Source organism: Actinomycetota bacterium, from assembly GCA_018334075.1.
Taxonomy (GTDB): domain Bacteria; phylum Actinomycetota; class Coriobacteriia; order Anaerosomatales; family UBA912; genus JAGXSC01.
The window spans coordinates 42,764-63,899 of sequence record JAGXSC010000008.1; the positions used below are offsets into that span (position 1 = coordinate 42,764).

General features: G+C 55.2%; 23 protein-coding genes and 4 tRNA genes. 23 read left to right on the forward strand and 4 right to left on the reverse strand.

Features of this window, described 5'->3' with window-relative positions:
* Nucleotide 1: 1 nt before the first annotated feature.
* Nucleotides 2-601, forward strand: a complete 600-nt coding sequence (locus KGZ89_01325; protein ID MBS3973498.1) for a UbiX family flavin prenyltransferase — start codon at nucleotides 2-4, stop codon at nucleotides 599-601.
* Between the two features lie 9 nt (nucleotides 602-610).
* On the opposite strand, the gene KGZ89_01330 is transcribed toward KGZ89_01325, so the two are convergent.
* On the reverse strand, nucleotides 611-1,819 hold the full coding sequence (locus KGZ89_01330) for a glycosyltransferase family 4 protein (protein MBS3973499.1): 1,209 nt from the start codon (nucleotides 1,817-1,819) through the stop codon (nucleotides 611-613).
* A gap of 192 nt (nucleotides 1,820-2,011) precedes the next feature.
* On the opposite strand from KGZ89_01330, the gene KGZ89_01335 reads away from it, so the two are divergent.
* A complete protein-coding gene (locus KGZ89_01335; protein ID MBS3973500.1) occupies nucleotides 2,012-2,167 on the forward strand; it encodes a hypothetical protein in 156 nt (51 codons plus the stop codon).
* A 31-nt stretch (nucleotides 2,168-2,198) separates the two neighbouring features.
* Here the strand turns inward: KGZ89_01335 and KGZ89_01340 are convergent.
* Together KGZ89_01340 and KGZ89_01345 are read right to left on the reverse strand one after the other, a co-directional pair.
* Nucleotides 2,199-2,273: transfer RNA gene (locus tag KGZ89_01340), tRNA-Cys, on the reverse strand.
* Nucleotides 2,274-2,359: 86 nt separating this feature from the next.
* Nucleotides 2,360-2,435, reverse strand: a tRNA-Gly gene (locus KGZ89_01345).
* A 136-nt stretch (nucleotides 2,436-2,571) separates the two neighbouring features.
* On the opposite strand from KGZ89_01345, the gene KGZ89_01350 reads away from it, so the two are divergent.
* The 10 genes from KGZ89_01350 (at nucleotide 2,572) to KGZ89_01395 (ending at nucleotide 10,009) form a co-directional block, all read left to right on the forward strand.
* Nucleotides 2,572-2,646 (forward strand) — tRNA-Val (locus KGZ89_01350).
* Nucleotides 2,647-2,705: 59 nt separating this feature from the next.
* The gene (locus KGZ89_01355) at nucleotides 2,706-3,251 is read left to right on the forward strand and encodes a Na+/H+ antiporter subunit E (protein MBS3973501.1); all 546 of its coding nucleotides are present in this window, start codon (nucleotides 2,706-2,708) and stop codon (nucleotides 3,249-3,251) included.
* Complete coding sequence (locus KGZ89_01360; GenBank protein MBS3973502.1) at nucleotides 3,248-3,541, forward strand: pH regulation protein F; 294 nt, start codon at nucleotides 3,248-3,250, stop codon at nucleotides 3,539-3,541. Before KGZ89_01355 ends, KGZ89_01360 begins: the two co-directional genes overlap by 4 nt.
* Nucleotides 3,538-3,840, forward strand: a complete 303-nt coding sequence (gene mnhG / locus KGZ89_01365) for a monovalent cation/H(+) antiporter subunit G (protein ID MBS3973503.1) — start codon at nucleotides 3,538-3,540, stop codon at nucleotides 3,838-3,840. The genes KGZ89_01360 and mnhG overlap by 4 nt, the downstream gene beginning before the upstream one ends.
* A complete protein-coding gene (locus KGZ89_01370) occupies nucleotides 3,837-4,142 on the forward strand; it encodes a DUF4040 domain-containing protein (protein MBS3973504.1) in 306 nt (101 codons plus the stop codon). Before mnhG ends, KGZ89_01370 begins: the two co-directional genes overlap by 4 nt.
* Complete coding sequence (locus KGZ89_01375; protein ID MBS3973505.1) at nucleotides 4,135-4,860, forward strand: sodium:proton antiporter; 726 nt, start codon at nucleotides 4,135-4,137, stop codon at nucleotides 4,858-4,860. The genes KGZ89_01370 and KGZ89_01375 overlap by 8 nt, the downstream gene beginning before the upstream one ends.
* Entirely contained in the window at nucleotides 4,844-5,158 is a 315-nt protein-coding gene (locus KGZ89_01380) for an NADH-quinone oxidoreductase subunit K (protein MBS3973506.1), read from the forward strand. Before KGZ89_01375 ends, KGZ89_01380 begins: the two co-directional genes overlap by 17 nt.
* The gene (locus KGZ89_01385; protein MBS3973507.1) at nucleotides 5,151-6,632 is read left to right on the forward strand and encodes an oxidoreductase; all 1,482 of its coding nucleotides are present in this window, start codon (nucleotides 5,151-5,153) and stop codon (nucleotides 6,630-6,632) included. The genes KGZ89_01380 and KGZ89_01385 overlap by 8 nt, the downstream gene beginning before the upstream one ends.
* Nucleotides 6,629-9,658, forward strand: a complete 3,030-nt coding sequence (locus tag KGZ89_01390) for a sodium:proton antiporter (protein MBS3973508.1) — start codon at nucleotides 6,629-6,631, stop codon at nucleotides 9,656-9,658. Before KGZ89_01385 ends, KGZ89_01390 begins: the two co-directional genes overlap by 4 nt.
* Nucleotides 9,659-9,679: 21 nt before the next feature.
* Nucleotides 9,680-10,009 (forward strand): hypothetical protein, encoded by a 330-nt coding sequence (locus KGZ89_01395; GenBank protein ID MBS3973509.1) that lies wholly within the window; start codon nucleotides 9,680-9,682, stop codon nucleotides 10,007-10,009.
* Here KGZ89_01395 and KGZ89_01400 read toward each other — a convergent pair whose 3' ends face one another.
* The gene (locus KGZ89_01400) at nucleotides 10,010-10,936 is read right to left on the reverse strand and encodes an NAD(+)/NADH kinase (protein ID MBS3973510.1); all 927 of its coding nucleotides are present in this window, start codon (nucleotides 10,934-10,936) and stop codon (nucleotides 10,010-10,012) included.
* A 126-nt stretch (nucleotides 10,937-11,062) separates the two neighbouring features.
* Between KGZ89_01400 and rnd the strand changes: the two genes are divergently transcribed.
* From rnd to KGZ89_01455, 11 genes are all read left to right on the forward strand, one after another.
* On the forward strand, nucleotides 11,063-12,250 hold the full coding sequence (rnd, locus tag KGZ89_01405; protein ID MBS3973511.1) for a ribonuclease D: 1,188 nt from the start codon (nucleotides 11,063-11,065) through the stop codon (nucleotides 12,248-12,250).
* 69 nt (nucleotides 12,251-12,319) lie between these two features.
* Nucleotides 12,320-12,985 carry a zinc metallopeptidase gene (locus tag KGZ89_01410; GenBank protein ID MBS3973512.1) on the forward strand — a complete coding sequence of 222 codons (666 nt, stop codon included), beginning with the start codon at nucleotides 12,320-12,322 and terminating at the stop codon, nucleotides 12,983-12,985.
* A 115-nt stretch (nucleotides 12,986-13,100) separates the two neighbouring features.
* Nucleotides 13,101-14,342 (forward strand): exodeoxyribonuclease VII large subunit, encoded by a 1,242-nt coding sequence (gene xseA / locus KGZ89_01415; protein ID MBS3973513.1) that lies wholly within the window; start codon nucleotides 13,101-13,103, stop codon nucleotides 14,340-14,342.
* Nucleotides 14,343-14,375: 33 nt separating this feature from the next.
* The gene (gene xseB / locus KGZ89_01420; GenBank protein ID MBS3973514.1) at nucleotides 14,376-14,573 is read left to right on the forward strand and encodes an exodeoxyribonuclease VII small subunit; all 198 of its coding nucleotides are present in this window, start codon (nucleotides 14,376-14,378) and stop codon (nucleotides 14,571-14,573) included.
* Nucleotides 14,574-14,606: 33 nt separating this feature from the next.
* On the forward strand, nucleotides 14,607-14,933 hold the full coding sequence (locus KGZ89_01425) for a histidine triad nucleotide-binding protein (GenBank protein ID MBS3973515.1): 327 nt from the start codon (nucleotides 14,607-14,609) through the stop codon (nucleotides 14,931-14,933).
* A gap of 13 nt (nucleotides 14,934-14,946) precedes the next feature.
* A complete protein-coding gene (locus tag KGZ89_01430; GenBank protein MBS3973516.1) occupies nucleotides 14,947-16,509 on the forward strand; it encodes a DUF4445 domain-containing protein in 1,563 nt (520 codons plus the stop codon).
* A 616-nt stretch (nucleotides 16,510-17,125) separates the two neighbouring features.
* Entirely contained in the window at nucleotides 17,126-19,117 is a 1,992-nt protein-coding gene (gene acs, locus KGZ89_01435) for an acetate--CoA ligase (GenBank protein MBS3973517.1), read from the forward strand.
* 172 nt (nucleotides 19,118-19,289) lie between these two features.
* Nucleotides 19,290-19,364, forward strand: a tRNA-Val gene (locus KGZ89_01440).
* Nucleotides 19,365-19,692: 328 nt separating this feature from the next.
* Nucleotides 19,693-19,782, forward strand: a complete 90-nt coding sequence (locus KGZ89_01445; GenBank protein MBS3973518.1) for a hypothetical protein — start codon at nucleotides 19,693-19,695, stop codon at nucleotides 19,780-19,782.
* Between the two features lie 110 nt (nucleotides 19,783-19,892).
* A complete protein-coding gene (locus KGZ89_01450) occupies nucleotides 19,893-20,621 on the forward strand; it encodes a zinc ribbon domain-containing protein (protein ID MBS3973519.1) in 729 nt (242 codons plus the stop codon).
* 153 nt (nucleotides 20,622-20,774) lie between these two features.
* Complete coding sequence (locus tag KGZ89_01455) at nucleotides 20,775-21,134, forward strand: NADH-quinone oxidoreductase subunit A (protein ID MBS3973520.1); 360 nt, start codon at nucleotides 20,775-20,777, stop codon at nucleotides 21,132-21,134.
* Nucleotides 21,135-21,136 lie beyond the last annotated feature (2 nt).

Below are 21,136 nucleotides of genomic sequence, written 5' to 3' on the forward strand. Positions count from 1 at the left end.
TATGGCTCGTTACACGGTCATCATAACGGGTGCTTCGGGAAGCGTTTATGGGCTCCGTTTGATCGAGCAGCTGCTTGTGCGCGAGCATGAGGTGGTGATCTCGTATACGAAGACCGGGCGCGATGTATGTTCTTTCGAAACCGGGTTTGATCTTGGTAGTGAGGATATAACCAAGGCTCTTCTGCGATTCTTCGAGATTACCTCAGAGAATGCCAAGCTGCGCGTCGTTGAGCCTGACCGCATGTTCGACTCGATCGCTAGCGGATCACATCGGGTTGACGCCACGGTAGTTGCTCCGGCAAGTATGGGATTTGTTGCACGGGTTGCAGGGGGGCTAGCCAACGATCTTCCCTCCAGAGCCGCGGATGTTGCGCTCAAGGAGCGTTGGCGCCTGGTGCTGGTGCCTCGGGAGACGCCCCTTTCCTTGGTTCACCTGCGCAATTTGACTGCATGCGCCGAGGCTGGTGCGGTCGTGCTTCCGGCTATGCCGGCATTTTATCAACAACCGCAAACGCTCGATGACTCAGTGAACTTTGTTGTAGGTAAGGTTCTGGACACACTGGGGGTTGAGCATCAGCTGTTTCCCCGATGGGGGACGTGAAGACGGGGGCTATCGCCTGCGCAATCGCTTTTGCCTGATCCTTCTTAGCGTCGCCAGCCCGGGGATTCTCGGTCTTGGGACGTACTCCGAGATTGCAGTCAGGTAGTGCGCCTCCAGCTTTTCAGCCTGCCTGGCTATGGAGTAGTCGGCAATCTTCTCGACGGCTTTTTTCGAGTACTCCTTCAATATCGAATCGTCGAGGAAGATCCTGTCGATCGCAGCGGCCATCGATTCGGGCCTTGGGGCCGTGATGAGTCCGGCTACTTCATGGGAGACGAAGTCGCAAGTTGCCGGATCGCGCACCGCAATTACTGGCAGACCCGCTGCCATCGCCTCACCTATGACCAGCCCTTGTGTCTCCGTTGTTGAAGAGAATACGAAGGCGTCTGCCAAGTGATAGGCCGCAACCGACTCATCGCCTTTGAGGTATCCGGCAAAGGTGACTTTGGATTCGATGTCGAGCTCTCGGGCAAGCGATTCCAGCTCGCCGCGATATGGGCCGTCACCGCAGATCAACAGGCGAATCGCTTCTGTATTGCAGTGCCATAATGCTCGCAATAACAGTTCGATGTTCTTTTCTCGGCCGAGTCGTCCCATAAACATCACTACTCGCTCGCCGGGTTTTATCGAGAGCCTCTGTTGTAGCGTCGTGATCGATGACGGGTTCGCTTTCGCGTACTTGTCTACGTCTACCCCTGTGGGTAGCACCTCGATCGGCCGCTTGACTCCCCAGTCATATAGATATCCAGCGACCTTGCTCGAGGGAGCGATGATCGAGTCGCAGGCTTCACAGAATTCCCGGGAAAGCCTCTCGGCAAGCTTTCGGGTCAGGCGCGTGTCCCAGACGTAGTGGACGTACTCCGGGTAGAGGGTGTGGTATGTGTGTACATAAGGGATGCGCTGTCGTCGTGCCAGGTTCAATCCAAACAGGCCGATGCTGAACGGATCATGGGAGTGGATGATGTCGAAGCGTCCCTTGTCGAGCATCCGAAGTACTTCGATTGAGAGCGGGAATGCGACACGCATCTCTTTTTGGAACAAAAAGGGCATCGATGGGAATCGGATGGTAACATCGCCGTCGTCGTGGTGGTCGGGATCGGGAGCGAAGACGTAAACTTCGTGACCTCGCTCCTCTAGTGCGTTTTTGAAAAGACGAATAGACGTCACCACGCCATTGATCTGTGGGGTGTAGGTATCGGTAAAAAAGCCTATTCGCACTGCTGGTCAGTTACCTTTCACGACTTAGTAAAGCCCGGGAAGACTCCTGTAATCTGGCGGTTGACGCTTACGAGTTTATCGCTGCTTGACTTTTTGGGCAAAAGGATACGATACTACGGACTACAGGGTCGGTTTTTTACCGTAGCAGTTGCACTCTATTTGTAGCCACAATAGTACCAGGAGGTATTAGCGATGACCCTCGCACAAGCGCGTAAGCGCTATCCTTTGGTTCCCACCGAGATCATCCAGTGGGCGCTCGATAACATTCCCAATCCTGCCGATGCCGAGCGCGGTCTTTTTCGGCTGGAGCAGGCCAAGCGCCTGGAGATCAAGTACGCCCGGATGTAACAGCGAGGGCGCTGTTTCGGCACAAGGTGAGTGGAGGCGACGCCCGGATTCGAACCGGGGATGAGGGCTTTGCAGGCCCCTGCCTTAGCCACTTGGCCACGTCGCCACAGTACTACGATAGATCTATCTTTCAATCGGTCCCAAGCCCTTGCTTGCCTGTCGCATCTGCTTGACCGACTCGTGTAGGATGAGTGGAGCGGACGACGGGATTCGAACCCGCGACCCCAACCTTGGCAAGGTTGTGCTCTACCAACTGAGCCACGTCCGCGCGAAGGGTAGTGTAGCAAGGGGTCTTGACCTGCGCAAGATGCTAGGTGTCTATGAGAATCTTCTTTCTCGGCTTTGCTTTTTTTCAGAGATTGGTACAATACCGTTCGTTGCAACTATTATGGCGATCACAAAACGGGCGCTTAGCTCAGGGGGAGAGCGCTTCCTTGACACGGAAGAGGTCAGAGGTTCAAATCCTCTAGCGCCCACCATCAGTACTTCATGTCAGTATGACTTATTTGAATGGACCGGCATGTTCAAGGCGCTGACTTTGAGCCAAGGAAAGCGGGCTGGAAGAACATCACGTGTCCGTAGATTTCTCGGGCACGTGGTCTTATATCTGCTTATCTGGTTGGTAATCACCGGCGGCGATCTCTCTTCGCTCTTCTTCGGCGTGCCGTTTTCGATTATGGCTGCAGTTGTCTCAACTTCAATGTCGCGCCAGGACGCTTTACGGTTGAGCCCTTTGGGTATCGCGAGGTTCTTACTGTATTTCATGAAAAACTCACTTGTTGGAGGGGTAGACGTCGCGCTGCGGGCGATAAGGCCGTCAATGCCCCTCAATCCGGGATTTATAAACTTTGAATTCCGACTGCCATGTGATTTTTCGCGCGCCCTGCTATGCGACACCGTTAGCCTGTTGCCAGGCACATTGAGCGCGGGGTTCGTTCGTGACTCTGTGTATCTTCACGTTCTTGACGTGTCGCAGCCCGTGGAGAAGGAGACGCGCAAGATCGAGCAACTTATCGCCAATGCGCTCTGTATTGACCTCCCGGAAGCACCGGGCGATCATTTGACGGTTAGTGAAGATAGATGATTCCAGATGTGATATTCATGGGTTTTGCAACAGCAGTGCTGCTTACTATGTTGCTTGGATTTCTGCGAATCGAAATGGGTCCCACCCCTACCGATCGCATGCTTGCAGCCCAACTCTTCGGCACATCCGGAGTAGCCGTACTTCTCCTTCTCGCCGAGGCTCATTCACTGCCTGCCCTCCGGGATGCCGCTCTCGTTTTGGCTCTGCTGGCCGCTATCACAGGAATTGCGTTTGTGAAGCGTGCTTATCAGATTGATAGCAAAACCGCCGAGGAGGTTCAGGCCAAATGAATTTCTTCGGCTACCTGACGATCGGTTTACTTGTTGTCGGTACTCTATTTTTTATAGCTGGCACCGTCGGACTACTTCGATTTCCAGACGTATATTCGCGTCTGCATGCTTTGACCAAGGCCGATAATCTCGGACTCGGGCTTGTGGCAATCGCGCTCGCAATCAACTCTAGCTCTGCGATTGTGTCGATCAGGCTGCTGATCACCTGGCTTCTTGTGCTCCTGGCCACCGCGACGACGAGTCACCTGATCGCACGCGCGGCACGCGAAAACAATATTGAGCCCTGGAGACGACCGTGAGCACTTGGGAGTTTGCATTCGATGCATGGCTCGTAGTGGTGCTTATCTGGCTGGCTATTCGCACTCTGAGTGAAGCCAGGCTATTCAAGTCGGTAGTGCTGTTCATAGCGCTAGGCCTATTTGTGGCATTCGCCTGGGTCAGGCTGGATGCGCCTGATGTGGCCTTAACTGAAGCTGCGCTCGGGGCCGGAATAACCGGTGCACTGCTTCTCGACACCGTTGGTCACCTTCGTGGCCGAAAGGTTCCTTACTCCTCCGCCGAGAGAGATTCTCAAGGGAAGGCGAGTGCGAGCGATGTCTGATATCACGGGAAACACTACGCGATGGCAGCGTCTGGCGATAATCTTTATCTTGGCGATAGTTTTTGTGATTATCGCTCGTGGTGTGGTGGCGATCCCAGAAGATATTCTCGGCGTGGCTCCGCACATAACATCCAATTTGACCGTTAGCGGAGTTGCCAACCCGGTTACCGCGGTGCTCCTGAACTTTCGCGGGTACGATACCTTGCTGGAGATAGGAGTCCTGATGTTGGCGACCATCGGGGTGCTCTCCCTGGCCAAGAACCTTTCACTTGCGCAGATGAGGTTTAGTCCGCCTGCAGATCCGGTTCTCGCATTGATGACGCGCATATCAGTTCCGCTGCTTGTGCTCATCTCAGGCTATCTGCTGTGGGCGGGGGAGAAGGCGCCCGGAGGCGCTTTTCAGGCCGGTAGCGTATTGGGTGCCGCGGGGGTTCTGCTTGCCTTATCGGGTCATACCCGCCCAGCTTGGCTGAATGTGTCGATGCTGAGGGCATCGATAGCGGTGGGATTTGTCGTGTTCCTCGCTGCAGCTGTTGTGCCGATGTTCCTCGGCAAAAATTTGCTCGAATATCCTGTTGCGCTGGCCAAAACGCTAATCATCGTCATAGAAACGTGGCTCACCCTTTCCATCGGTTTTATGTTGGTGAGCATGTTCATCGCATCTGCCGCGCCGATCAGCCGTAACTTGGAGGAGCCCGTTGATGCCGAGTCAGACTGATCTTTTTTCACTTGCAGGGGCGGCGATATTCGTCATCGGGCTCTATGGCCTTCTTGTCCGTCCCCACTTTCTGCACAAGGTACTTGCACTCAACATCATGGCCGTGGCGATTTTTCTTCTTCTCGGCGCGATTGCCAGGCGCGTACCCGATCAGGCGCCCGATGCACTCCCTCATGCAATGGTGCTCACAGGAATCGTGGTTTCTGTTGCTGCGACTGCCTACTCGCTCGCTCTGATAAAGCGCATCTTTACCGATACGGGAGCTGTCTCATTCGAAGATGAGGTCTCCGATGAGTGAGGCGCTGGCTCAGCATCTTCCAGTTATGGCGATCGGAGTGCTGCTTTTTGCTGCGGCGGCTGCATTTCTGACGAGCTTCAGGGTCGCCCGCTGGATCGCGCTTGTAACCGCGGGCACACAGCCTCTACTTGCCGGCTGGCTGGCGGCATCGGTTATGCAGAGTGGTCCGGTGGTCTACTCTATCGGCGGCTGGGGGGCGCCATTAGGGATCGATCTTTACGTTGATGGCCTGTCGGCCCTGATGATTTTACTGACCGCGATAGTGGGTTTTGTGGTTACGCTTTACTCGGCAGGCTACTTTGAGCCAAAGGAGAAATACCGGCTCTTCTGGCCTTTGTGGCTTTTCCTTTGGGGCTCGCTCGTTGCCCTGTTTGCTTCTAACGACATATTTAACCTCTATGTGTGCCTGGAGCTGCTCAGCATCTCTGCAGTAGCGCTGGTGGCTTTGGCGGGTACGCGCACAGCCTTGTTCGCGTCGATGAGATACCTGCTGTCAGCGTTGGCCGGCTCGCTGATATATCTGTTCGGTGTGGCGATGGTGTACGGCTCCACTGGCGTTCTTAGCATCGACCTTTTATCCGAGTACAGTGGTGTCGACCCCGCGACCCAGGTAGGGCTTGCTTTGATGGTCGTGGGTCTTTTGATAAAGACGGCTCTCTTTCCAATGCATTTCTGGCTGCCGCCTGCGCACGCGAATGCTGTTGCGCCGGTCAGCGCGGTACTTTCAGCTCTCGTTATTAAGGGCTCGTTCTACATCATTTTGCGTATCGTTTTCACCTTGCCCACCGAGGATCTGATTCCCGCACTGCCCACACTGCTGGGTGCCCTCGGAGTCGCTGCTATCGTTTGGGGCTCGGTAATGGCGTTTATGCAGAAGCGGTTGAAGATGATGGTGGCCTATTCGACGGTTGCGCAGATCGGGTATCTGTTTCTCATGTTCCCGCTGGCCTTTTCCGCCCTGGATGTCGAGGGCTCGATTCTTGCGATAAACGCCGGGGTGTTCCATGCGCTGTCGCATGGTTTGGCCAAGGGAGCCATGTTTCTCTCGGCGGGTGCGGTAGTTGCCTCCATTGGCCACGACAACATCGAGCGGCTTTCCGGACTCTCCCGGGTGGCGCCCGTCCAAGCGCTTACTTTCGGGCTGGCAGGCGTCTCGATGCTTGGATTACCGCCGAGCGGAGGTTTCGTCTCGAAATGGCTTTATGTTTCCGCTGCGCTCGATACAGGGCAGTGGTGGTGGGCGGCGGTTGTTATGGTCGGAGGGCTGATGGCCGCAGCCTATGTGTTTAAGGCGGTTGGAGTGTTTATGCGCGAGCCGCAGGGGATCAAAGTGGAAACTACGCTCCCGCTGTCTACTTCGTGGGCCCCGCTTTCACTGGCGCTTATCTCACTGTTTCTGGGTGTATTCGGTCAGCCCGCACTCGATCTTCTTGCGCCCGCCGCACAGGCGCTATCCGAAGGAATCCTCTCATGAGCGCTGTGCAGATTGCGATCTTATCCGCTGTAGGTATTCCGTGGATTGCCGCTGCAGGCCTGCTCGCGCTTGGGGAAAACAGAAACAGGGCTCGCCTTGTCACTGGCGTTGTAGCCGCGATTGCAACGACAGCCGCAGTGCTATACCTGGGTTTCATCGTGGCGGGCCCGGCCGATCCGCCCTCAATCTATCTGCCGCTGCTGGGTATCGGGTTTGGGCTAATGGCTGACGGCCTGGGAGTTTTGTTCGCGCTTTTGGCAGCGTCGCTTTGGCTGGTAACTACGATCTATGCGACAGGCTATATGGCGAGCGCAAAGGACAAGGCTCGCTTTTTTGGATTTTTCGCAATATGCGTCGGCTCGGCAATCGGAATCGCGCTGTCATCCAATCTGCTGACGCTGTTCATATTCTACGAGGCCTTGACTTTGGCCACCTATCCACTGGTGGCTCACAAGGGAACCGAAGCCGCAATTCGTGGCGGCCGGACGTATCTCAAGTACGCCCTTACCGGCGGAGCAGCGCTTGCGCTTGGCACTATCTGGCTCTACTCGATGGGGGCTGGGTCATTTATCCCGGGAGGATCAATCCCGGCGGAGCTCTTTGACTCACACGGCGGTCAGCTGACCGTCATCTTTGCATTGTTGATTGCGGGATTTGGTGTGAAAGCAGCGCTATTTCCCGCACATGGGTGGTTGCCTGCGGCTATGGTCGCTCCCGCTCCGGTCAGCTCGCTGTTGCATGCTGTTGCCGTAGTCAAGGCGGGCGTTTTTGGCATTGCACGCGTTGTCCTTGACCTCTTCGGTCCAGCCGGCGCAGCATATCTCGGGGTTCTTGCGCCACTTGCCGGCCTAGCTGCCTTCACAATTGTTTTTGCTTCTATAAAGGCGCTCTTGCAAGACGACATCAAGAAGCGGCTCGCTTACTCGACTATCGGTCAGCTCTCTTATATCGTCCTTGGGATTGCTATTGGTACTCCGATTGCGATCGCTGCAGCTTGCGCTCACCTTGCTCACCATGCGTTGATGAAGATCACGATGTTTTTCACAGCAGGAGCGCTTGAGAAGGAGCTGAAGATAAGTCGAGTAAGCCAGATGGACGGTATTGGCAAACGGATGCCACTGACCATGCTCGCGTTCTCCGTCGCCGCGCTAGGGATCATTGGTGTGCCCCCGGCTGCGGGGTTTGTCTCCAAGTGGGGGCTAGGTCTCGGCGGTCTTGAAGCGAATCAGTTGTGGCCTCTTGGGGTTCTGGCTCTAAGTAGCGTCTTGAACGCCGTTTACCTGATGCCCATGATCGGGCGCGCCTGGTTCGGTCAGCTAGATCCGAAACTGGCCGAAACCTGGCGCACGCCGAGCAGAAACTCTAGCGAGGCTGACCGCAGGCTCGTATTGCCGCTGGTGTTCACCTCCGCACTTGGCTTACTGGCCGGTCCTGCAGCAGTGTTCGCGTGGTCGCCCGCCTCATGGTCTGCCGCCATAGCGGGCGCCGACCTTTCGCTTGCTATACCTTGGCGCCTCGCTGCATTAGCACTTGATGATTACGGCCTACTCTTTCTTTGGGTTACGGTTGTGGCTTGGAGCGCTTCTTTCATCGCCCTATGGAGATCAGGGCTATCCGAGAAGCCTCGTTTCTACACCTTTTTCCTGCTTTCTGCGTTGGGCTCCGTTGGGCTCGCTTTCGCTTTGGATCCGGCAATATTTTATGCGTGCTTCTCGGTCATGGCGCTCTCTGCCTATGGCTTGATAGTTCACAGCGGAACCGCCGAGGCCAAAAAAGCGGGCAGAATCTATCTTGCCTTCACGGTTGTTGCCGAGGCGCTTCTTCTTGCTGGACTGCTGATCGGGTCTTACGGCGCTGCAGGGTTTTCGATTGTGCTTGCCGAGTCGCAGTGGCGTGATTTGGGGATCGGTCTTTTGATTGCCGCATTCGGCATCAAGATCGGCGCGCTTGGCGTTCATGGGTGGATGCCCTTTGCTTATCACGCTGTGCCAAGAGGTGTCGGCGCGGCAATAGCAGGAGTGGTCTCCTCGGCGGGTATTCTTGGAATGATCAGATTTTTGCCCGGAGGTGTCGCTGATTTTGAAGCGTGGGGTATATTTCTGATCGGCATCGGCCTTGTGACAGCGTTTTATGCGGCGCTCGTCGGTTGTCTTCAGCACGAATCCAGGCACGTACTCGCGTATTCAAGCATGAGTCAATTTGGCATCATGGTTATCGGGATCGGAGCGGGGATGGCTTCAGCCGAAATGTGGCCTGTCGCCGCCTCCGCGGTTGCCATTTATATGCTTCACCATGGGTTCGCCAAGGCCGCCTTGTTCTCTGGCGATGATCATCGTACTGCCTTCGGGTCAGGCGTGTTGATTTTGGGCGCGCTGGGTGTCGCCGGTGTGGCTCTAGCCGGGTTGCCCTTTACAAGTGGGGCCGTAGCCAAAACAGCTCTGAAAGAAGCGCTATATCTTGCCCCCCTGGCCAACGCTCTCGAAATCCTTCTCCCATTGACCGCGGTTGGCACTACCTTGTTGATGTCGAGATTTCTCGTGCTTGTTGCAACAGGCTCAGGTGCGGAGAAAATCAGCAAGGGTCAAAAGCCGGGATCCGCCGCATCACTTGCAATACTGATTGTGTTTACAGCGGGATTTGCGTGGCTAAGTAGTTATCAGCCGATATCTTATGCCGCCGATAAGTCACTGTCGTTGGCCACCTCTGTCGCGCTGATTTGGCCCGTCGCACTTGGTGCTGTGATCGCCCTAGCGTTTTGGATCGCGCGCGGCACTAGAGCCGTCAGGTCGCTTCCTGGACTCCTTCCACCCGGCGACCTCATGTCACCGATTATGAACTCCTTCGACCGGCTCTGGCTCGCTTACCAGGGGTCATTGATAGAGCCGCGTCCCGAGAAAGTCCGGACGCCCTTCTCGGCAGAGCGCTTATATATTGCGCTTGGACTGGAAAAACGACTGATTACATGGCGGATCGCAGCTGTTGGGGTTGCGCTTCTGTTGGCAGTTATACTGTTGATGACGCTGTGAGCATCACGAAAGGGGCGACAGATGAAGGCTTCTCGGCTAGCTTTGGCAGGACTGATGGTTGTACTGTCAGTAGCGACTTTTGGCGTGCTGGCTGGCTGCGCTCCGACTGACGCAAGTCAGGACCCGCCAGCAGAGGTTCAAGAAGATGCGACCCCCGCTGCGGAGGATCCCCTCAGCCCGCAGGCGCTCGTTGAAAGCAGATGCTCGGCGTGTCATACACTTGATCGGGTCCAAGCTGCCGAGTACGATAGGGCGGGATGGGAGCGGACTGTTGATCGCATGGTGGGCAAAGGCCTCAATCTGACGGACGAGGAGTACGCCGCTATAGTCGAGTATCTCTCGACGCGGTAATCATGTCTGGCTAAACAGCTCTTCGGGCACAAGGAGTCTCGTCGCCCCGGGAAGCACTCGTGCCTCAAATGGGGTTGTGGCAGATAGTAGCTCGCCGTCGAACTGAACCTGCAAGGCAGGCTCGGCCTCAACGATGATGTGCTTGGCGACGTATGCCTCCACTCCAGGGCTTCGATCGGCGTAATTGCCGGTGGTCAGGTCGACGATTGCGGCCCAGACAACAGGAAGCAGCTCAAGCGCGTTTTTCGTTCTCAATACAATGACGTCGAGAAGCCCATCGGTCGGATCACTGTGGTGTATAAGCGGGATATCGAATTGCAGTCGAGCCACATTGAGAACCAGCACGGCTATACCTTCAGTCCTCACGACCTTATCGTTGTCGAGAGTCAGTGTGAACTTTGATATTGTCGGCATCAGGTTGGCAAGTGCGCCCACAAAGTATGCACTGACCCCCAAGGACTGCTTGAGATCGTCCGCTACCTCTACTATTGAGGTGTGGAATCCCGCTCCGGCACCGACCAAAAAGCCTTCGACCCGGCGATCCAGCGAGCCGGGTGAGCCGATTCGCACTTCTCCCATGTCTAACTCCATCGTAATATCTCCTAGGGCTATCGATGCCAGCCTTTGGGGATCTGAGGGTATTTTGAGGTTCATCGCCAGCAGGTTTGCCGTGCCTGCAGGATACGCAAGCACCGGAACGTTTGTTCCGCGCAAGGCATAGCATACGCCGGTAACTGTGCCATCGCCTCCAGCTGCGATTACTCGGTCAAACTTGTGGCCGTCGCGTACGATGTCCCTGAGCGTGGTTCCCCCATGGAAGTGGCGTAAGGTAACTTCAGCGCCCGTGTGGCCGATCGCTTTTATAGTCTCGTATATCCCGGCGCCGCTCTGACCGGACCGTGCATTGATTACGCAAAGTACCCGCATTTTTGGTGTCCTGACCCTGATTAGCACGATTGCCGGAAGAAAGTCGGCGCTCAGCTGGCCTGTTTGTTTTTTGGAGCTATCGGACAGGAGCGCATTACGATAGTCTAGCTAATGAAGGGAGTCTATGTGTACGTTGATGACGATGATACGCTAAATACGCTATGTGAGAGTATCAGAAGCTCTCCGCTACTAGCTATTGACACGGAGTTTATGCGAGAGCGCACCTACTATGCGCGCCTGTGTTTGATCCAGGTGGCTACTAGTGATGTCACTGCAATTATCGACCCACTTGCGGTAAAAGACCTAAAACCTCTCGAATCCCTGTTGACGGATGAGCGAAGCCTAAAGATATTCCACGCCGGACAACAGGACCTTGAGATATTCTTTCAGCTCATGGGGGAGCCCGTGCGCCCAGTATTTGACACTCAGATCGCCGCGACTCTCGCAGGGTTTCCGCAGCAGGTTTCTTACCGCACGCTGGTGAGTGACTGTGCTGGTGTGGAGTTGGACAAGTCGGATACCTATACCGATTGGGCTCGAAGACCTCTTTCTGCGACCCAGATCGAGTACGCGCTAAACGATGTACGCTATCTGCCCGTTATATATTCGCATCTAATCGACGAGCTTCATGCCGCCAATCGTATGGAATGGCTGAAGCCGGATCTCGAGCGGCTTGTCGATCCGGCAACTTTCACGCTGAACCCTGACACAACTTTTCTCAAAACAAAGAAAACATCATCGCTGAATCGCCGTCAGCTTGGGGTATTGCAGAAAATCGCTGCCTGGCGGGAGTATGAAGCACAAAAAAGGAATATCCCAAGACGATGGGTGCTTACCGACGAGTCGCTGGTGGAGATTGCTCGCCGAGCACCTTCGGATATAGAGCAGTTGATGTCGATCCGCGGCGTTAAAGACAAGCTGCCAAAAGCCGTATATCCCCAACTACTTACTGTAATCGCCGAGGGCTTGGCTCTGAAAGACTCCGAGTTGCCCGGTGCCTATAAGCGTCGACACCGTCCCGCTGAAGTGGACGGAGTGGTTGAGCTGATGGCGGCACTGATTCGTGTGCGTGCCAAGGAGCATAATGTTGCAGCAACTTCTCTGGGTTCAAGAGAAGATATCGAAGCCTTGGCGGCTGGAGATCGTGATGGAACTCCACTGTTGCAGGGCTGGAGAAGGGCTCTTGTCGGGGATGAGTTGCTGCAGCTACTTGAAGGCAAAGTATCAATCTCGGTTGCCGACAACGTGCTCAGTATCAAAAGAGTATATGAGGATCCAGTGGGGGATGCCGAAGATGGCACACATCTTGCGTAATCATATTGCTTGAGCAGCATCGTTTCGGCCTATAGTTTAAGGCCTTGTAGTTTGGAAGGGGCGTTCGTCATGGGTTGGTACTGGATCATATTGATTATCGGCCTGGCCCTGGGCGGCTTGACCCAGTTGTTTGTAAACAGCTCGTTCAAGAGGTTCAGCAAAGTCGCGTTGGCAACTGGACAATCCGGGGCGGAGGTTGCCCGAAGGATGCTGGATGCCGAAGGATTGCACAATGTGCGCATAGAGCGTGTCGATGGTCATCTGTCGGATCACTATGATCCGCGAACTAATGTGATCAGGCTCTCCCCAAAGGTTCATGACGGCCGGACTGTTTCAGCGGCAGGAGTTGCTGCTCATGAGGCTGGCCATGCCGTTCAGCATGCTCGGCAGTTTGTGTTCGCCCGCATACGGTCAGCGTTGGTTCCTACTGCCCAGCTAGGCTCCTCGCTCTCTTTTCCTCTGATAATGGCAGGGGTATTCATGAACTTCGCCGACCTTATACTTCTCGGAGTACTAGTGTTCGCTGCGGCCGTTCTGTTTCAGATCGTCACCTTGCCGGTAGAGTTCGATGCCTCGCGCCGCGCAATGCTGGCTCTTTCAACTGGAAATATGCTGCCTTCCGAGCAGATCTCAGGCGCTCGACAGGTTCTTACCGCAGCAGCTCTGACATATGTCGCGGCGACAGCCGTTGCTGTTCTCCAGCTGATATACTTTCTCAGTCTTGCAAGGCGTTAGCCGAAAATGTCGTCAAAGTCTCTGGCCGAAAGTTTTTGGGCTCAGGCTTTAATGGTTGCTACCTGTCGGTAAAGTAGAGGTCGGGGGATACTTGTCCCAGCAAAATGCGGTTTCGGTGAGCGATGCGCTGCTTGCGGCCAAGCGCTCACTCGAGAGCCTTGCGTTTCGCGTCGTTGGCGAGATATCGGAGTTCAGCGACAAGCCAGGATACAAGGCCGCCTACTTCTCGCTGCGAGACGATAGCGCCTCTATGCCGTGCTTGATGTGGCGCGATGTATTTATGGCCTCAGGGGTTGAACTTAGATGCGGGATGCTTGTAATCCTCGAAGGGAATTTCTCGGCGTATGTTCCCAAAGGCCGCCTTCAGTTCATCGTTCGTTCGATAACTCCCGCAGGTGAAGGTGCGCATCGGCTACGAGTCGCAGCACTTGCACGTAAGCTTGAGTTGGAAGGACTTATGGCTCCTGGGCGTAAGCGGCCGCTCCCTTCCTACCCGGAGCGAATCGCAGTCGTCACCTCTCCTCGCGGCAAGGCCGTGCACGATGTCATTCGCACTCTGAGCAGGCGTTATCCGCTGGCCCACATCTATATCGCCGGGGTATGCGTGGAGGGACCTGAAGCTCCAGCCGCCATTACGGCAGGGCTTATCTCGGCACAGGATTCCGGTGCGGATGTCATACTGCTTGTCAGGGGAGGCGGCAGCTATGAAGACTTGTTGCCCTTCAGTGATGAGATGGTTGTTCGCACTGTTGCTTCCTCGCGCGTCCCGGTCGTTACCGGGATCGGCCACGAGCCTGACACTTCCATAGCCGATATGGTCGCTGATAAGCGCGCTTCAACTCCGACCGCTGCTGCGGAGGCAGTGTCACCCTCTTGTGAGGAGATAGATCGTATTTTGCGGGAGTCGCGCAATAAACTTGCAAGGGGCTTACTTCACAGGGCACGAGAGTATCAGCACCGCTACAACCTTTTGGCATCCCGCAGAATCTTCCATGAGCCGGCTGCGATTTTTGAGTCTAACTGGCAAAACCTTGACAACCTTAATGCTCGTCTTCAAAGAGTGTTGCCCGACCGCATCAGCAGCGACTCGGCAAGCCTATCTCAGGCGAGCCAGCAACTGTTGAAGCTGGGGCCTGTCGTCAGTTTTTTGTTCGAGAGTCGTGTGACTGCGCTAGCTGGCAGGTTGGAGGATCTTTCACCGCTGGCAATCTTGCGCAGAGGTTACTCCGTTTGCTTTGGCGAAGACTCCGGACGTATCGTGCGCTCCGCTAGTGATGTCGCTCCAGGTCAGCTCGTCATGGTTCAGCTCCATGACGGCAGCCTGCACTGTTTGGTCGATCGAGTAGAAGGAGAGTGAGGCCAAGTGTCTGACAGGCCGGATTTGGAGCAAATGCGGTTTAGTGATGCGCTTTCAGAGCTGGAGTCGGTAGTGGCTGCTCTTGAGAGTGGGAAGTTGGATTTGGAGGAAAGCCTCGAGAAGTATGAGTACGGAGTCTCGCTGATGCGTACCCTTCAATCCAAATTGGCCGATGCCCAGCAACGTGTTACGATGCTGGTGGGGGAGCTTGAGCACGAGAATGAGGACTAGGAGGAAGACGTGAGCAGCCACTGCGTTTTTTGCATGATAGTTTCTGGAGAAATTCCATCTGCAAAGATATACGAAGATGATGAAATTCTTGCATTCGATGACATAGCGCCACAGTCTCCGGTTCATGCCCTGGTGATACCGAAGCGGCATTTCTCTAACTTGAGCGATGATGTGCCCTCTGATGTGGTGTGCAAGCTTTTTGAAAGCGTTGCTCGGGTGGCAAAACTCAAAGGCGTGGATAAAACGGGGTACAGGGTTATTGTCAACAATGGCAACGACGCCAATCAGACGGTTGCCCACCTGCACGCCCATGTTATGGGTGGTCGACGCATGTCACATGGCATGGTTACATTCGACTAGAGATTGAGGCGCAGTGGCCCTGAGAGTGCCTGTAACATTCGAGCCTCAGGGAATCACAGTTTGGGTTGAATCCGGGGTTCCGTTGACTTTGGCGGCTGAGGTCGCAGGCGTTTCTGTTGCGCTGCCGTGTGGCGGTCGGGGTATCTGCGGAGGGTGCGCTGTTAAGGTCGCCAAAGGCGCACTAGCCTCACCGGCGGAGAGTGAATGCGCCATGCTTCGAAGAGCCCCTGAGGGAGTTCGGCTAGCGTGTCAGGCCAGGGTATCTGGTGCCGTAACCGTTTCTGTCTTACAAAATGACCCACGTGAGAAGGTTTGCGCTTTTAAGAGCCCTGGCTTCGAGGGACCGCCGGTTATTGCAATCGACTGTGGCTCAACGATGATAACCGTACTGGTTGCTGATTCAGCTACCGGCCTCCAGCACTCCAGGGCTTCGGTGATAAATGGGCAAGCAGGGCTTGGAGCGGATATCGTCTCTAGGGTCGACTTAGGGCTCAGGGGGCATGGGAGTGAACTGCAGGCGGCGATCACAAAGTCGCTTTCCTGTGCGCTTGAGTCGGCGTGCGCAACCGCCGGTATCGACCTTCCGGACGTTCAGCGGACGACGGTGGTCGGCAATCCTGTAATGATAGCAACGCTTCTCGGCGCCGATTTGAGTGGATTCGCCGCCGCTCCATATCTCATTCCGGAGCAGGTTAAGCATCCAGTACACACTGAACCGCTAGCGCATATTTTAGGGTTGAGCAGCGAGATTTTCATAGTGCCCCCGATTGCATCTTTTGTAGGCGGGGATATGGTCGCGGGACTCTTTGCGTCCGGAGTTGATCGACAAACGCAGCACACTCTCTATCTCGATATCGGCACCAACGCTGAGCTTGCCCTGGTGCATGACGGTAGGATCACGGTTACATCGGTTCCAGCAGGACCCGCCTTCGAGGGACACGGAATCGCCTACGGGGGAGTTTTCGGAGAGGGAGCTGTTACCGGTGCGCGTCTCGGAGATCATGACATACTGCTTGAGGTTGAGGGCGCTTCGACGCCAAAGCGACTGTGTGGGTCCGGACTGGTGTCAGTTATCACCTTGCTTAGGCAGGCAGGGCACATCGATGCTGCCGGGAGAGTTTGGCCGCAGGGGCCCTTGGGTTACAGGTTCAAAAGGATCCAAGAAGAGCTCGCTTTTGCTCTTGGGGAGGATGGTTCGGGTCCGTATGTTTTTCAGGGTGACGTAAGAGCTTTTCAGCTTGCGAAAGCTGCGGTTTTGGCTGGGGTCAGGAGTTTGATAGAGAAATCTGGAGTAAGCGTGCGCCATACGATAGTCTCCGGAGCTTTTGGGGGAGCGGTCACAGCGAAGCAAATGATGCGCCTCGGGATCATTCCGTCAGATACCGGGGAGGTTCGAGTATTCAACGATGCGGCCCTGTTGGGCGCCATGGCGCTTGCCTTATCACCCGACAGCATCTCCGGCTTTGAGGATCTGTACGAGATTATGGCGCATGAAGAGCTGGCGACCAGTGATTTATTCAAGCGGGCCTTTGTTGATGCAACGAGCCTGGAGCCCTGGGAGGGTGCGCATCCTTGATGCTGGCTTGGTGCTCGTTCTACCCCATAAAAGCCGAAAGCCTCGACCTTCGAGTCGAGGCTTTCATACGCCTTCCCCTGGCTCTAACCCCTGAGTCTCTTGCGGGTCTTCTGCTCCATAGGAGCCACTTGCGCATAGCGATGCCGGTCAACCATGCATACCCGCTTGTTCGCTGTCCGGGTTCCCCGGAATCAGCTTATGCCGGGAAGGAAACTTTCCTTGAGGGCAATGTAGCATCAATCAAATGGGTTGTCACTATTGTTACAAGTAAATCTTTCTTCAGGTTTGTGGATTTAAGTTCATGGTAGTGCTCATAGGCTTCCCGAAGGGCGGAATGGTTGATCATGTACATGCGGTATGAACGAAAAGGGCTTCCTCGCCATTCGCCATACTCTCGTGGAGGTGCGGGAGGATTGGGAGGTGGAAGACTTGGGGCTAACTACAGCCGCCTACCGAATATCCTGCGCCGTCCGCCTATTGCGGTTGCCTACCAAGTCCATTTCTTTGTATTTTTGTGCAACAGTAAGTGAGGGCGCTGCCGATTGTTGTGGCAAAGGTTGCTGGCATAACAATTTCGGCATTACTCAATCATGTCCGGTTGAATGGAGGTAGTGCGATGAGTGATGGTTCCAAATCTATTGAATCAATGATGAGCGAGCTAAGGATTGTAGAGCCAGCAAAATGGGTGAGTGAGAAGGCCCATATCAAGAGTATGGACGAGTATCAGGCGATGTATGATCGCTCGATTTCCGACCCCGAGGGCTTCTGGGCCGACATGGCGGAAGAATACCTGCACTGGCAGACACCCTTCAATAAAGTGGTCGAATGGGAGTTTGAGACCCCAAGAGTCCAATGGTTTCTTGGGGGAAAGACTAACGTAGCGTACAACTGCATCGATCGGCATCTGACCACATGGCGTCGTAACAAGGCGGCCCTGATCTGGGAATCAGACGATGGCAGTACTGCAACCTATACATACCAGTCGCTCTACTTCAAGGTTTGCCGGTTCGCCAACGTCTTGAAAAAGCACGGCGTAAAAAAGGGAGACCGTGTCGCTATCTACCTGCCGATGCTTCCCGAGCTGGCCGTAGCTATGCTTGCCTGCGCTCGCATCGGAGCGATCCACTCGATTGTTTTCGGAGGTTTTTCGGCGCAGGCGCTGCGTGACCGCATCCAGGACTGCGAGGCGAAGCTCTTGGTGACCGCCGATGAGGGGCTACGAGGAGGACGTCCGGTTTCTCTCAAGGCCATGTCGGATGAAGCGCTCGCCGAGTGCCCTTCGATTGAGAGCGTGATCGTGGTCAAGCGCACGGGTGGTACGGTTGAGATGAAGGAAGGCCGTGACAGCTGGTATCACGAAGAGGTCAATGCGCCTGATATCTCACAGCATTGCGATGTCGAGTGGATGGATTCAGAGGATCCACTATTCATCCTCTACACATCCGGTTCGACCGGTAAGCCCAAAGGCGTGCTGCACACAACGGCTGGCTATCTCCTCTATGCGACCATGACCTTCAAGTACACGTTTGACTATCACGACGAGGATGTCTTTTTCTGCACTGCCGATATCGGCTGGGTAACGGGACACAGCTATGTTGTCTATGGCCCACTGTCGCTGGGAGCCACCTCATTGATGTTCGAGGGCGTTCCAACCTATCCGGATGCCGGCAGGTTCTGGGAGATAGTGGAAAAGCACGGCGTGAATCAATTCTATACCGCTCCAACCGCAATTCGCGCACTCATGAGACTGGGTGATGAGTGGCCAGCCAAGTACGATCTTTCCAGCCTTCGCGTTTTGGGTACCGTTGGGGAGCCGATCAATCCAGAGGCGTGGATGTGGTATTTCAAGACGATCGGCAAAGAGCGAATTCCGGTTGTGGACACATACTGGCAAACCGAGACAGGAGGCCATGTCATCACCAACCTCCCTGGAGCCACGCCGATGAAACCGGGTTCGGCGACTCGTCCATTCTTTGGTATCCAGCCAGTGGTGCTAAACGAGGACAAAAGCGAGACCGAGGTAGGTTCCGGAGGACGCCTCTGCATCAAGTACCCGTGGCCCGGGATCTTGCGCGGCACTTGGGGAGACCCTGAAAATGCGCGGGTAAAAGAAGTGTACTTCACTACATTCCCTGGACACTACTTTACCGGCGACGGGGCTCGCAAGGACGCCGATGGGTACTACTGGCTTCTCGGCAGGGTCGATGACGTCATCAATGTATCGGGTCATCGAATGGGTACCGCCGAGGTTGAAAGCGCGCTTGTATCGCATCCTTCAGTCGCCGAGGCGGCAGTTGTCGGATTCCCGCACGAGATAAAGGGTGAGGGAATCTACGCGTACGTCATCTTGCGGGGCGGAAATGAGGCCACTCCTGAGCTGATGAAGCAGCTCGTCGCGCATGTTCGCAAGGAGATCGGGCCGATCGCAACACCGGACCTCATCCACTTCGTGCCGGAGCTTCCCAAGACTCGTTCCGGCAAGATCATGCGCAGGATTCTTCGCAAGATCGCAGCGGGGGAGACCGATATCTCGGGCTTTGGGGATATCTCCACTCTCGCCGACCCCTCGATCGTTCAGACGATTCTGGAAACACGTCCGGCTGGGTAAGGCAGGTCATAAAGTTAGTATGCAAGGCCTCGTCGACTCCGCATGAGAGTCACGAGGCCTTGCTTGTAATCTCTTGGAAAGCAAATTTGGCTTTAGGCTTGTGAAGATATTTGCAGCATCGCTTGTAGTTGATGCTAGAATGTCTTTCGCTGCTCCTGAGGTAGGGGTAAATGGGCGATTAGCTCAGGGGGAGAGCGCTTCCTTCACACGGAAGAGGTCGTAGGTTCAAATCCTACATCGCCCACCATTTACCCAGAAAGGCCTTGGAGGAGTCAATTTCGAAGGCTCCGAAGGGGTCTTTGTACTGTTAGAGGCTATGTGGCCTTCCCTGACGGTGTGGTTACAAAGTGCGGTCTCTATGGTCTTGCGCCGAGCGGTACCCTCAGTGGATGCGAAGTCCACGCGTACAGACGATGCGACTGAGAACAACTCTCTGACCTCCTCGAACGAGCGCAGCGCCCCCGCTCCATACTCGGAGAGGCGCAGTTCCAAAGCGCGCCGGGAAGAGGCGAGCTCGTCGGCACTCTCGCGGTAGACCTCCACAGTACGGAGCCAGCTGTAAGTGGGACGGTTCCATCAACTATGAGCGCATCGTTCGCTACTTGCCCCACTTAAAGAGCGCGATCCAAGTACCTGTGTATGTGCTTGGGATTGACGCCTACTAAACCCGGTGCTCTCTCCACCGCTCGCGAGGTACTAGTGAGTGCCCCGCCCATGCCATGTTGTATTCTACTGGTGCAGTGGGTGTTGGCGACTTCAAGAGGGGGACACAATCATGCTAGTTGAGTGCAAGACATGCGGCAAGGAAATCGCGAAAGGCGTGAAGAAATGCGTTCACTGTGGGGCTAACCAGAGGAACTTCTTTCTCCGCCACAAGATCCTCACCGGTCTGATGGCCATCGTTGCACTAGTCGTGGTTGTTGCAGCCCTGGGGGGCGGTGACGAGCAGCCTGGAGATACCGGCACAGAGCTGCCTGAGTACCGCGTTGTCTCCGTCGAGGATTTTACCTTCTTCGGCGGCCCGCGGTATGTCTATCACGTTGTCGTCTCCACAGAGGCGAGTAAGGCTGAGCTTGAGGCGATTGCGAACGAAGTGATCGCACAGGCGCAGGACGAGACGCCCTTCAACGCCGTATCAGTTGCCTTCTACGACTATGAGGAGTATGTGGGCCACGGACTCACCCCCCTCGGGAGGGTGACGCCGGCCCCTGAGGGTGACTGGGCAAAGGCAGACCAGGTGAACACTGGAGACTACTCTGCCATGAGTATCAAATCCGAAGTTCGGGATGTTGACTGGTCGAAGCGCCTCACCCAGGCGGAGGTCGAAGTCTGGAAGGCCTGGAGGGATGAACACAGGGTTCGGGCCGCAGCTCTAGACCCGGAAGACATTTACGCTGTAGTCGATGAGGATTTGCTTTCCAGCGACATAGCCAAACAATACGATATGGCTGTAGATGAAGTCGACGCTATTATGATGAAGCATTCGTTGAACTGGCGGTTCTAGTCGACACGCCGAGTCACAAGACCGTCCACTACGGCCCACTATTTCAGGGTTATTTACTTATCGCGCGCTCCAGCATAGAATGCCACTGTATCCTCTATTTGTAACTGCATGTTACAAAGTTAAGTGCGCAGTTGGGAACGTGAGTAGACGGCCATGAGTGCTTACAGTGTATGGTTTGTATTGGGCCTTGGCATCTCCTCGATGCTCTTTATTCTTGTGGTTTTCGGCGCAAATATACTGCTTTCGCCTCGTAATCCTTCTACCGAAAAAAACGAGCCCTATGAGTGCGGAATGCCTCAGGCTGGTTTTGCCTGGAACAAGGTCAACCTGCGGTTCTCCACTTTGGCGGTTTTGTTTGTCCTGTTTGACGCTGCTGCCATTTTGCTCTTTGGGGTTGCAGTTGCCCTGCGAGGATCACCCGGTTCTTTGATCGCTTTTCTGCCGCTACTTGGCTTTTTGTGCCTCGGATTGCTCTACGCATGGCGGAAGGGGGCATTGCAGTGGCACTTGTAGAT

Excerpts from the sequence above, each read along its gene's own strand:
- KGZ89_01325 (MBS3973498.1), top strand. The coding sequence starts at position 2 with ATGGCTCGTTACACGGTCATCATAACGGGTGCTTCGGGAAGCGTTTAT.
- KGZ89_01335 (MBS3973500.1), top strand. The coding sequence starts at position 2,012 with ATGACCCTCGCACAAGCGCGTAAGCGCTATCCTTTGGTTCCCACCGAG.
- KGZ89_01360 (MBS3973502.1), top strand. The coding sequence starts at position 3,248 with ATGATTCCAGATGTGATATTCATGGGTTTTGCAACAGCAGTGCTGCTT.
- mnhG (MBS3973503.1), top strand. The coding sequence starts at position 3,538 with ATGAATTTCTTCGGCTACCTGACGATCGGTTTACTTGTTGTCGGTACT.
- KGZ89_01375 (MBS3973505.1), top strand. The coding sequence starts at position 4,135 with ATGTCTGATATCACGGGAAACACTACGCGATGGCAGCGTCTGGCGATA.
- KGZ89_01380 (MBS3973506.1), top strand. The coding sequence starts at position 4,844 with ATGCCGAGTCAGACTGATCTTTTTTCACTTGCAGGGGCGGCGATATTC.
- KGZ89_01385 (MBS3973507.1), top strand. The coding sequence starts at position 5,151 with ATGAGTGAGGCGCTGGCTCAGCATCTTCCAGTTATGGCGATCGGAGTG.
- KGZ89_01390 (MBS3973508.1), top strand. The coding sequence starts at position 6,629 with ATGAGCGCTGTGCAGATTGCGATCTTATCCGCTGTAGGTATTCCGTGG.
- KGZ89_01395 (MBS3973509.1), top strand. The coding sequence starts at position 9,680 with ATGAAGGCTTCTCGGCTAGCTTTGGCAGGACTGATGGTTGTACTGTCA.
- KGZ89_01400 (MBS3973510.1), bottom strand. The coding sequence starts at position 10,936 with ATGCGGGTACTTTGCGTAATCAATGCACGGTCCGGTCAGAGCGGCGCC.
- KGZ89_01410 (MBS3973512.1), top strand. The coding sequence starts at position 12,320 with ATGGGTTGGTACTGGATCATATTGATTATCGGCCTGGCCCTGGGCGGC.
- xseB (MBS3973514.1), top strand. The coding sequence starts at position 14,376 with ATGCGGTTTAGTGATGCGCTTTCAGAGCTGGAGTCGGTAGTGGCTGCT.
- KGZ89_01425 (MBS3973515.1), top strand. The coding sequence starts at position 14,607 with ATGATAGTTTCTGGAGAAATTCCATCTGCAAAGATATACGAAGATGAT.
- acs (MBS3973517.1), top strand. The coding sequence starts at position 17,126 with ATGAGTGATGGTTCCAAATCTATTGAATCAATGATGAGCGAGCTAAGG.
- KGZ89_01450 (MBS3973519.1), top strand. The coding sequence starts at position 19,893 with ATGCTAGTTGAGTGCAAGACATGCGGCAAGGAAATCGCGAAAGGCGTG.
- KGZ89_01455 (MBS3973520.1), top strand. The coding sequence starts at position 20,775 with ATGAGTGCTTACAGTGTATGGTTTGTATTGGGCCTTGGCATCTCCTCG.